This window comes from Prosthecobacter sp. (assembly GCF_046154365.1).
Lineage (GTDB): Bacteria > Verrucomicrobiota > Verrucomicrobiia > Verrucomicrobiales > Verrucomicrobiaceae > Prosthecobacter.
Genome location: NZ_JBJXFV010000106.1, coordinates 75,779 through 88,554, shown reverse-complemented (window position 1 = coordinate 88,554; position 12,776 = coordinate 75,779). Strand labels below are relative to the sequence as shown.

General features: G+C 58.8%; 1 protein-coding gene (cut by a window edge). It reads left to right on the top strand.

Annotated elements, in window-relative coordinates; all coding sequences use genetic code 11:
- The first annotated feature begins 267 nt into the window (after window positions 1-267).
- Window positions 268-12,776: the start of an autotransporter-associated beta strand repeat-containing protein gene (locus tag ACKVY0_RS13710; RefSeq protein WP_409215389.1), read on the top strand. 24,622 nt of this gene lie beyond the right edge of the window; 12,509 of the gene's 37,131 nt are visible here — the first part of the coding sequence; it begins with the start codon at window positions 268-270; its stop codon lies off the right edge, out of view.

Sequence of the window (12,776 nt, the reverse complement as noted above, 5' to 3'; positions counted from 1 at the left end):
CGCTATTCTGAACGCGAAGCCTGAAATCGCTGTCTTACCCTTGCCGAGTTTCCAGTCCCAACCGCACTATTGCAGCCCCATGAGAAAACGTCCCAACCGCCTGACAGAAAACGAGTTGCTCGCCCTGCCACCTTGCTGTGACTTTTTCATGCTTCCTGCCGGTGATCGCCGGTCGATGTTCCAGGCCCAGGGGCCAACTTGCTGAGCCGCCCGTTTTTGCCCGCATTACAAAACCTTTCTCCCGCCCATTTCCAGACCCCTTTTTTGATGAAAACACTTCGACACAATCGCATCTTCCTCGGCTGGTTCATGACCGCGCTGGTATTCTGCCTGCAAGTGGCCACTCCGCTGAGCGCGGTGACCTTGTATTGGTCAACGCCTGGTTCTGGCACCACCAGCGGCACGTGGGAGGAAGCGTCTTACAACGTTAATGTCACGACCAATGGGCTCGGTTACAACCTGAGCAGCCAGAGTGTTTTGTCGGTGGCGTCCACCAGCAATCTGTACGTGGGCCAGTTGGTGACGGGTTCATCTGGTTTGCCAGCCGATGCCAGGATTAGTTTTGTGGATACCGGCAATAACACGATCACGCTCGACCAGAATTTGACCGCCGACGTTGCCGCCAGCACTCAGCTGACTTATTCATCGCCGTTTTGGGCTGCAACATCGAGTGGCAGTGGAAGTTCATGGAACAGCACCACAAACGCGTCAGACATCGCCCTGTTTGAAAACGGTAACAAAACGATCACTGTGAAGGGGGCGATCACTGCGGGCGGTTTGCAGTTTCTTGGCCAGGGCGTGACGGTCACTTCAGCCAACACGAGTTCCGTGCTGACGATGGACAATGCGCCGACAATCACGCTTGGTGATACAAACAGCTCTGGCACAGTCAGCGCCAACATCAATGCGGCGATGGCTGGAAGTGGAATGCTTACGGTGAAGGCTTTTACCGACAACACCAACACGGTCATTCCCACCCGAGCAATTCTTACGTTGGGAGAAACAACCCCAACATCCGCCGGAAATTTTGTCAATTCGCGAACTGGCGGCATCACCGTGGCGGACAAGACGGTGCTGGAGGTCATGGCGAGAACGTTCAAACTGGGATCAACCACGGCCAATTCCAATCCTCTTGGAAGCAACGCAGTCACGTTGCAAGCTGGTTCGGCATTGAACATCAACGGTCAGGCCAATCAGGATTCCGGCGCTTCCGCCCGTGTTTTTGCCACGACAGGCACGGCTTTCAGCAGTCGGGTGGACTTCACCGGAACTGCGACAGGAGTGACGCTGCCAAGCACGACGGTGCAGTCCACGGGAGCGATCGGGAGTTCCACGCTCACTGTGGCGACCACGGCCAATCTTCTGCCTGGCATGGCCGTCACCGGGGCGGGGATTCCCGCCGGCACCTTCATCAATTTCATCGCCAATGAGACTCAAGTGACCCTGCGTAATGCCACCTTCTCGTCCGCGCAACTCACTGGGGCCAATCCCTTGGCAAACTTCAGAGCCCCCTTGGTTGGAGGGGCCATGAGCGCAGATCCTGCCAGTGTGGTTCCGTTTTTGGACGGCAGTCAAGGAACATCGATCGCGTATCAACAGATCAACGGCCTGACAGGACAGACCCAAAACATCACCGCGAGCAATTATGGCGTGCAATGGCTGGGCAAATTCAGTGTTCAAGGAGGAGATTACACGTTTTTCACCAACTCAGATGACGGCAGCCGGGTGTTCATCGACGGCGTCTTGATCATTAACAAGGACGGCACCACCGGGGACCGTTCCAGTGCGCCGATCCGGCTGGGTGCCGGACTTCATGAAGTGCGCATTGACTATGTTCAGGGTGGAGGAGGAGCCTCCATGAATCTGGGCATCACGGGAGCAGAGTTCTACTCTGGCGGAGCTTTCCGGATTGGACTGAGTTTAACTCAAGCCGAGTCCAACACCGCTGCCGGGGGCAGCAATGCCATCAATCTCGGCAACAACGTCACCCTCGAAGGAGATGCGCAGATCAACCTTGTGGGCCAGAATTTCACTTCCTCTAGCCTTGGCGGGCTGACCCTGAATGATGGCACGACACTGACGGTGCGGACGATCGACAGCACCACGTTGGATACCGTGGTCGCTGGCAATGCCGCGGGTTTTGGCCAGACGCTGCGCTTTGGCGGGGCTTCGTTGCTGGGCAGCAGCGCGAGCGGCACAGTGTACCTGGCCTCGGACGCAAATGTGGCTTTCGACGGAAGCATCAGCGATGGCAGTAACAGCGCGGGCACCGGCGGGCGAAACATGGTGCTCGAGAAAACCGGGGTCGGGCGCCTGTATTTTGGCCAGACGGCCTCGCAGAGCATGATGAAAGCTGGTGTCACGGATAGTTCGGGCACCCTCGTCAGTGGAAGTATGATCGATATGAAGGGCGGAAATCTGGTGCTGGTGGGCAGCACTGCTTCCGGGGCGTGGAACCCCATTGGCGGAGCCGCGATCAAGCTGAATGGAGGAGGGCTGGTGCTTGACTCCAAGGGGGCAACAGACTCCGGGGTTGGACCTTCGTTCAACAACCACATCTACGTCGCTGAGAACGCCACGATCCAAAGCGCCGTGAACGCGGCCGCCACCACGATCGGTGGGAGCCGGCTGGCGGCCACCACCGTCAGTGGCAACAACGCCGTCACGGTCGCCAGCACACAGGGTTTGCGCGCGGGAATGCCGGTCACGGGCTATGGAATCACCCAGGGTGCCACGATTTCATCGGTGACAGATGCGACCACTTTCACCTTGTCCACCCCGGCCACGGTTAGTGGCAGCAGCACGCTGGGCATTGCGAACACGCTCACCATCGCCAGCGGAAAAACGCTGACTCTGAACACCATCTCCAGCGGTACTGCTGCCGCTGCCAATGCCACCACGCTCGCCGTGGCCGCAAACATCACAGGTGCTGTAGGAACCACACTGTCGATGAGCACCACGATCATGAATTCCGCAGCCGCCTATCCGACAAGCTTAACCGGGGTCAATGTCACAGATCCGTTCTCGACTAACGCCACATTTAGCGTGCCCGCGACGCTGAGTCTTTTGAGGGGGACTTTGGTTAGCGGAACTGGCATCGCCTCAGGGAGTTTCATTCAAAACATCGACCCCGACTCTTTTAATCCCGGTTTTAACATCATCACACTCTCCCAGGCTGCCACGATTACCGGCTCGATGGACCTGACTTTCACCGCACCGCCATCCGTCGCGAATACTTCATTGCTTGGTGCTGGTGGCGGAACGGTGGTGCTGCGCGGCAACAACACGGGGTTTTTGGGAGGTTTCTCATTCCTGGACACTCGCACGGCCTTACAGATCGAAGGAGTGGACGCCTTTTCCAACAAGTCCCTCACTCTCGCGGGCAATCCATTCACGATGCTGGCGGACGGCAGCGGAACGGGGGCGCGCGAGAGCCTGGCGTTCAACTCGAGCCTGACGATCAGCGGGAACACCACTGTGACGATAGGCCGTCAGGGTTACGTGTATGCGCCGCTGTTCACCACGGCTTCCAACAAGAAGTTTCAGATGAACACTCTGAGCATTGGAGCCAATACCCTGAGCGTGGCCACTGGCAGCGCTGGTTACGGGCTGGACTTCACGGGGGCGATCACGCTGACAGGTTCCCCCGTCTTCAACGTGGGCACCACAACCACATCTCAAGTGGGCTCACTGTTGTCCTTGAGCGGAGCGGTTAGCGGGAATGGCATGAGCATCACCAAACTGGGGATTGGCACGCTCCAGATGAGCGGGTCCACCAATTCCTTTGGTGGGAACGTTGTGCTGGCATCCACGGGAACGGTCGGACAGAATTTGCTGACAGTCCCAAGCACGGCAAATCTCATCGTCGGGCAGGCGGTGACCGGCACGGGAGTGCCTAACGGTTCGAGGATTTTGTCCATTGCGAGCGCCACTCAGTTTACCATCACGAGCAATCTTGTTGCTGGCTATAGCAACTCCAGTATCACCTTGAGTTCGTTGGTGGACATCCAGGGCGGCGTGCTGGCCGTGGACCGTGACCAGTCATTCGGAAACTCGAACAATGATGTCCGGCTCAACGTGAACGCCACCAGCGGGGCAGGTTTGAGGCTGCTTGGCGTGGACGGCAGCTTCGGCAGCGGCCGCAACTTCATCCTCAACCAGGCGAACAATAGCATTGAAGTCGTCAATGGTGTGATCGCCACGCTGACCAACGGTTTCAAGTACTCCACTGCCACCCATGGCCTGTTTAAGAACGATGCGGGAACCCTGGTGCTTGCGGCTGAACCCACAAATCTTGCAGGTGTATCAGGTTGGAATGGTGTCACGACCATCAACCAGGGAAGCCTTCAGATCACGTCCGCAACCGCGCTGGGCACCGCCACGTTCAACACGATCGTCGCGGAGCGTGGTGCTGAGCTGGCGATCAACATTCCTGCGGGAGCCACGCTGACGGAACCGGTGCAGATCAACACCGTCGGCAACGGGGTCAACCTGACAGGGGTCAACTCGCTGGGGGCAATTCGCAACATGGCCGGAACGAACCTCCTGAACGGATTGATCACCATCAATGGTGCACCGGACGCGGACAATCAGGCCCGCAACGTGATGATTGCTGGCGTGGACAACGACAGCAGCCTCACGTTGGGCGGCGGAGTCCGGTATAACTTCACTGCGGGCACGGGACGTTCGATGACCTTTTACCTTTCTGCCACGGGCAGTGGCAGCGGCACTCTCTTGGGCACCCTTCTCAACACCACTGCAAGCACGCTTGGCACGACAACCCTTCAGAAGGTTGGAACGGGCACTTGGAATATCACGGCTGCCAATGCCTTTGGGAGCACTCCATCTGTCGGTCAGATCATCGTTAGTGCGGGCACGCTGACCGTTAGCGGCAATGGATCCCTCGGCACCTCGTCTGCAACAGTGAACATCAACCCAGGTGGCACGCTTGCTCTGAATAATTCCACCACCAATGTCAATAACCGTATCGGACAGCGCGCGGTGAGTTCCTTCGGTGGAAATCTCACTTTAACCGGCAATTCCGCCGCAGCGACGAGCGAACAGACAGGCGCTTTCACGTTTGGCAGCGGTAACAGCGTCATCACGCTCACACCCAATGCTGCGCAATCGCTGACTTTGACCTTGGGCACCTCAAGCACGGTGGCCCGCAATGCGGGTGGCACCGCTTTGATCCGCGGAACCAATCTGGGCAGTGCGGCAGCGGCCGACACGGCGGTGGTGACTGGCCCGGCCTCTGCCAATGGCTTGGCATTCGTCGGCCAGCTCGGGGGCACCGGCACGCTCAGCAAGTCGATCGTGCCATGGGCGCTTGTGGATACGAGCACTTCAGGAGGTGGCGTTTCATTTGCCACCGCAGACTCAGCGGCATCTGGAACGACCACAGGTGTGAGCAATCTGCGCGCGCTCGATATCAGCACGGAGATGACTTCCACGCTCACCACTTTGGGCAACATCAGGCTCACCACCGGGACCACCACGGCAGCCGTGCCATTAACGATCAACTCGCTCACACTCAATGGGGGCAACCTCACGGTCACCACGCCCCATGCCGTGACCTTGGACAGTGGTGGCTTGCTGGCTCTTGCGAATGCCACCCTCAGCGGAGGTTTGTTGACCACCACAAGCAATCGCGAGCTGATCGTGCATACCGTGGGGGCGGGGACCACGCTGACCGCCACCTCCTTGATCGTCGGCACCTCTGGCGGTCTCACAAAGTCTGGAGCCGGCACGCTCGTTCTGGGCACCGGGAACAGCTACACGGGCATCACCACGGTCAACCAAGGCACACTGAAACTGGCCTCAGGCACCACCAACTCGATTTTCTTCAACAACGACTTGGTTGTGAATGCAGGCGGCACGCTGGACCTGAATGGTGGCGTCCAGTATGCGAGTCGGCTGCGGAATGACGGCAACGCGTTTGTCGCAGGCAATGGCGGCACTGTAACCTCTACTGCTGCGGCCACCTTGGTCCTTGCCAACGGAAATGTGAACTGGGCTGGCCAGATCAATGGTGCCATTGCGGTGGCGAGGTCTGTGGTTGGCTCTGGCAGCAATGAGTGGAACATCTATGACGCGCAGGGATACACCGGCGCCACGTTCCTTACGGGTGGACGCACCCAGTTGCTGGATTCGGGAACCTTGTCGGCCACTTCATCGCTCTCCATCAGCCAGGCGACCCTGCTGTTGCAGAACAATTCGGCCTTGGGAACAACTCTTTCCAATCGCATCAACGACTCGGCTGCCATCACGATGACCGGAGGCATGATCCAGTACCGCAACCGTAGCGCCATGCATTCATCCGAGACGTTAGGTGGCTTGACCTTGAGTGGGGGGCAAAACATCATCGACAATGCGGTGCAAGGGGTCAGCACCAACTTCCCCAGCACCTTCTCCAGCACCTTGACCTTTGGCAGCCTGACGCAGAACTCGAAGTCCACCCTTTTGTTCCGGGATGTTGACGGGTTGATTGGCAACAACAGCCGTGTTTTGTTTACGACCGCTGCGACCACGGTCAACAATCTGCTGGCCAACGCCAGCAACCAGACCGGCTGGGCGGTGATCAACAACAGCATCTCACTCAACGGTGCCACGGTGACATACGGGGAGTTTGCCAGCTATGCGCCAGACATCGGGATCGGCGGCCTGTCTCGCACTGGGTTTGCAGGGCAGTCCGGAACAACCATCAATGGCAGTTCCGCAACGGATAATCTGCGACTTATTGTCAATGCGGTGAACAGCACCGCAGCCTCGGGCAGCACTGTGCTTACTCTTGGCAGCACGACTGCTTTCAACGTGGGCGACACCATCACGGGAGATGGCATTGCTGCGAATACAACCATTAGCAGTATCCTCAACAGCTCCCAGATCTCCCTGAGCCAGGCCACTACGGCGGCTAATCCTGTGATTTCCGTCGTGCAAAAACTCACTGACCACCGGACCATCAACACCCTCACCCTGGTCGCCAGCCGCAATGCTACGGTGGATCTCAACGACAAGACCCTGACCTTGCAAGGGGGCGGCCTCATCTTCTCACAGACGGCCAACAACAACGGCACGGTTAATGTCCTGTCCAGTGCCACCACCAGCACGAGTGTGACGGTCGCCTCGGTGCCGGCCACTTTGATCGTTGGGTCCACCCTCCTCGGACAGACAGTGACGGCAGTCTCTGGTACCATCATCACTCTCGCAGGCAATGCGAATGCCAACGTCAACGCCAGCCCCGTCACGGTAAATTATACTGATGCTGGCGGCGGCGCTGGAACGGTACAGGTCCTGTCGAGCACTGACACGTCCACCACGGTCACCGTCGTCTCGGTGCCTTCATCCCTCACGGTGGGTTCGCAAATGCTTGGTTCCACGGTTCTTGCGATCACCGGAAATTCCATCAACCTCGCGTCTCCAGCGGATTCGAACATTGCCACCAACCCGCTCGCAAGCAGTTACACGAGCGCCACGCCGGTTTATGTGAATTTCATCAATGGCAACCTGACCAGCGGCTCGGGCGACCTGTATATTCATGCCCTGCCCTTCGGCGGCACCAGCCGTCTGGGTAACATCAGTGCCAACATTATTGGTGCGGGAGCACTGGTGCTGGGGGGCAATATCTCCACTTCAGGACAAGCAGGGGTGATCCTTTCCGGCAGCAACACTTATGGCGGGGGCACTTTCGTCAATTCCGGAACCTGGATATTGAACAATCAGTCCGCCAACGGCATCTCGACCGTGGTCATTCCAGGGAACATCACGATTACGGGCGGGATGCATGACACCAATCTGACGAACAACAGCACGGTGCGCCTGGATGCCAGCAGCCAGATTCTCAACAGTGCCACCGCCACCCTGCAAGGCTCGGCTTTGTTGAACATGAACGGCTCCAACCAGACACTTGGCAGTTTGGTGTTCAACAACACCGGCGGCGGTGCTCCGACCATCGATATTAGTACGGGCCTGCTCATTTTGAACGGGAATCTCACCGCCAGTGCTTCCAGCGTTGGCAATGTTTCCTTGATTCAGGGTGGCACCCTTTCATCGAACACGGTTTCGGGCAGCTCTACGGTTACAGTGTCCAATACCTTCGGCCTGACCCCTGGAATGACGGTGGCCGGCACGGGGATTCCAGCGAACACCACCATCCTCTCGAAGACTACCACGGCGATCACCTTGTCCAACAATGCCACTTCCACGGCGACCAGTACCCTGACCTATGGCAGTGCGGGTGCGCTGAGCTTGAATGGCTCCGGCACGCTAGGAGCGCCCACAGACCGCACGTTCACTGTCAATCCCATTACCGTAAACGGTCAGAACGTGGCGCCGCTGCAGGCCACGCTCAATATCTCTGCACGTATTCTGGACGGAGGGACCGGTGTTGCCCGTATTCTCAAGGCAGGGACAGGACTTCTGCAACTCAGTGGTGCCAGCACGTTCACGGGTGGCGTGACAGTCAATGCTGGTGGATTGATCATTGGTGCCAGCAGCACGGCTTCGACTGTCGGCAGCACTCCCACCAGCGGACCTCTGGGCACCGGTACACTGACGCTGGCTGCTGGCACCAGCCTGCTTTCAGCCACGGTTGGAAACACGGTGGCGAACACCTTTGTGGCGAACGGCAGTTTCACCTTTGATGGTGCGAACAGCCTGTCGCTCAATGGGGGTTCCACTCTGACCACGGCTTCCACCATCACCGTGGCTGTGCCAGGCATGGTGGCCACCTTTGGCGGCAAGCTTTCCAACACAGGCATCCTGAACCTCACGAAAAATGGTCATGGTACGTTGAACTTCGCCACTGCGGTGTTGGCAACCGGCGTGGTCAACAACAACACTGTCAGCGGTACCACCACCGTGACAGATGGCAGCCTGCGCCTGACCAGCGCTGCCGGCCTGACCAGCGCCACACCGCTCGGCACCTCCGGGATCACCCTGAACGGTGGCATGTTGGAACTTCGTGGAGACGGTGCCAGTTCGTCCGGATCGATCACGTTTGGCAACAATGTCACCCTGTCCCAGACATCAACGATCAGCGTGGATCGTGTCGGCTCGAACATTGGCAACACGTTTGTCATGGGTCAGCTCGGCATGACCGCCGGCCAGACGCTCAACGTGCTCAGTGCAAACTCGTACAATTTGCGCTTTACCTCGGGCTCCTACACTAACAATGGCACTTTCACCTTTGCGCCTGCCGCAGGCTCGTCGGTGACGGTGGGGGGTAACTTCGGAGTGTCACAGGCGGTTGCGAACACCGGTTCCGGCATGCTCTTGTTGAGTGGAAGCAATGCCTTCACCACCGTTGTTGCCAACAATATTGGGGCTGCGCCGGTCATGAACAGCACTTCCACGCCGCTGGGTGTCGGAGCCTACACCTTCACCAATGGAGGCAGCCTGGTGGTGGCTCCGGTGGGTGCGGGTGCCGCTGGCGTTGGGACCTCAGCCCCTGCGAACTACAATTCTGGTGGACTCACCGCCCGTTATTTTTCCGGTGGTGCCACCAACATCAATTCCGCATTTGGTTCTGGCATGGCTCCCGCAGCGGTTGTCACGGGCCAGCCCCTCGGGGATTTGAGCCTGAATAACCGTCCGGCTGGCGTCACCAACCAGGCGGGCACCATGGTCACCTACACGGGCCTCATTCAGATCGTCAACGCTGGGAATTATGCCTTCCAGATTGCGGAGGACGACCAAAGCCAGCTCGTGATCAACGGCGTCACTGTTGCCGGCGCGAATTCGACGGTGGCTGGAGGCGGCAAATCGCCATCTCTGGCTGCGGCAGGCACCGGCGTCATCAATTTGAGCGCTGGTTATCACACGATTGTGCTGAAGACCAACAACCTTTCGGGTTCAGGCGGCTTCCAGCTTCTCTACGGCAGTGCTGATGCAGGCACCGACACTTCGGGCAACAATCTTGCCACGGGCTCCAACGGCATCACGACAGCAGCTGCGAGATTGCAGGCCGTGACGAACTCCCGGCTGTTCTTCCTGAACACGACGGCGAGCGCCACGAACACTTTTGCCGCTCAGATCAGCAATGCGTTCACTCTTAGCGCCGGGAACACTGCTACAGTCGATGGTCAGGGAACGGACATCAATGCCACTGTTGCTAGCCTTACCCTGGGCGGTGCTGGATCGGCGCTCACTGTGAGCAATCAGTCCGGCACGGGCTGGCTGGGAGTGGCAGGAGCTACCACCATCTCCGGATCTGCCGTCCTGCGTCCGACCTCCGGTACTTTGAATCTTTTGGGCGGCGTGACCACGAACACCGCTTCGACCGCCGTGACCAAAACCGGAAACGGCACCCTCATTCTCGGCGGCACCTGGGGCGGCACAGCCGCTGGCACGGCGACGCTGATGGTCGGGCAGGGTTTCCTGCAACTCACCTCTGCGAGCGCGCTGCCCGGCGGCGGCACCACCATCACCCGGCAGCTCCAGGGCGCCCAGTTCCTGAGTTCAACCACCGCTAACAGCAGCAGCACGGTGACGATGGCCGCAGGGGACACGTCGGGGTTGCGTGTCGGTATGGCCGTCACCGGCACGAACATTCCCGCCAACACTTTCATCACCGCCATCACCAACAACAACACCTTCACGCTGAACAACAGCGCGACGGGTGCAGCCACCAATGTGCTTACGTATGATGCATCGCGCCTGACGGTAAGCTCTACCACCTTGGCATCCAGCACCACGGTGAGCGTGGGCTCCACGGCTGGGCTGGCAGTTGGCATGGGGGTCAGTGGCACAGGCATACCCGCCAGTGCGTTCATCACCGCCATCAGTGGAAACACCATCACTCTAAACACCGCTGCGAACCAAGCCGGAACCAATAATCTGATTTACGACACCTCCAGCCTCACGATCAACTCCACCACAGCCAACAACAGTCAGACGGTGACGGTTCCATCCACGGCTGGTCTGGCGGTGGGCATGCGTGTTTCCGGCGGCATCGTGCCTGCAGGTTCCTACATCACTTCAATCGTCAATGGCACCTCGTTCACCATCTCGCAGGTGACGCCAAACGGTGGTGCTGGAACCTCCAATCTTGCCTATAGCTCCGAAACTTACGGTGCCCTGGACTTGAACGGCATCACAAGCGTGGCTGGCAATATCACACTGAACGGCGTTTCGCCTGTTTTGCGTAATTCGACTGCACCAGCCGCGCTTTACAACAGCAGCACTGCTGCTGCGAGTGTCAGTGGCACGATTTCTATTGGCGTTGCTGGATCTCTCAATCAGGCGACGGCGATTGGCGGCTTTGGTGACATCACCCTCGGCGGTGTCGTGCAAGATGGCGGCACTGCGGGAACAGCTTGGAGCAAGGTTGGGCCGGGAACGCTCACCCTTGGCGCGAACAACACATTCACCGGTGCCCTCAATGTTAGCGGCGGTATCCTGCGGCTTGGCAATGCCGGTGCCCTCGGAACAGTCGCAGGCGGTACCACCATCAGCAATAATGCGACGCTGGATCTCAATGGCCAGGCGGTGAGCTTGGCGGAGGCGCTGACCCTCAGTGGTGCAGGCACCACAGGCCTGGCCGCCAGCAACACACTTGGCGCGCTCATCAACAGCAGTGGCACCGCTGCCAGCTACGCGGGAACGATCAATCTCGCAGCCGCCAGCAGCATCAACATCGGCAGCGGAAGTGGAATCACGACATTGAATGGAGTGATTGGCAGCTCGGGTGCCAACAACTTCACACTGACCAAGAATGGCGCGGGGACATTGATCCTCACCGCCTCCAACACCAAGGGCAGCACCACGGGAGGATTCTTCACCGTGGTCAATGCTGGTACGCTCACTCTTAGCGGTGCAAACGGCACATTGGGTGGTGGCACAGCCGCCACCACCACCACCGTGAACGCCGGAGCCACGCTGAATTTGGACAACTCCACCAATGCGCTGAACAACCGTCTCAGCACTCGTCCGGTGACGCTGAGCGGAGGAACATTGAGTCTGACCGCCAGCAGCACGCCAACGGCCACCCTTGAGACAATTAGTTCGGGCGATCTGATCTTTGCGGCCGGAGCCAGCCGTGTTCTGCTCACACCCAACACCAAGGCAGCTCAAATTTTGATTGCTGGCAGCGGTTCTGTGGTGCGTTCTGGCACGGGGACGGGGCTGGTGGCCGGCCTTGGCCTTGGTGGGACTTTCAACGGCGCGAACACCTCCACTATCAATTTCGACACGACTGCTCCCTCAATCACTGGTGAGGCTGGCAATGTTGGCAATGTGACGGTGCTCACCAGTTCTACTGGTAGCACTGCGGTCACGATTTCTGGCGGCGCACCTGCGGGGTTGGTGGTCGGCTCTAGCCTGCTTGGGGCCAGGATCACTGTCATCAACGGCAGTAGCATCACTCTTGCCGCCAACGCCAACCAGAACATTGCTTCTTCCACGTCCACCGCCTTCACATCTCCGAACCGGGCCATCTTGCCGTGGCTCCTGGTGGATGACACCGGAACCAGCGGCACTGGGGTGAGTTTCGCGGCGATCTCATCTGCTGGAACGGGCAGTGTCGGCCTCATGAAGCTGACCCTGGGCACGGATACGGTCAATGACTTGCTGCCTGCTGGCAATCCTAACGTGTATTTCACGACGGGCATTACGACCGCTACCGCGAATGCTGTCACCACTCTGAACTCCTTCACCTTCACTGGCGGTACCTTGGCGATCGCCAGCGGCAGCACCTTGTTGTTGAACAGCGGCGGCGTGCTGGCCACGGCCAATGCCAGCATTACTGGCAGCGGAGTTCTGGCCGCAGCGAACGGCTT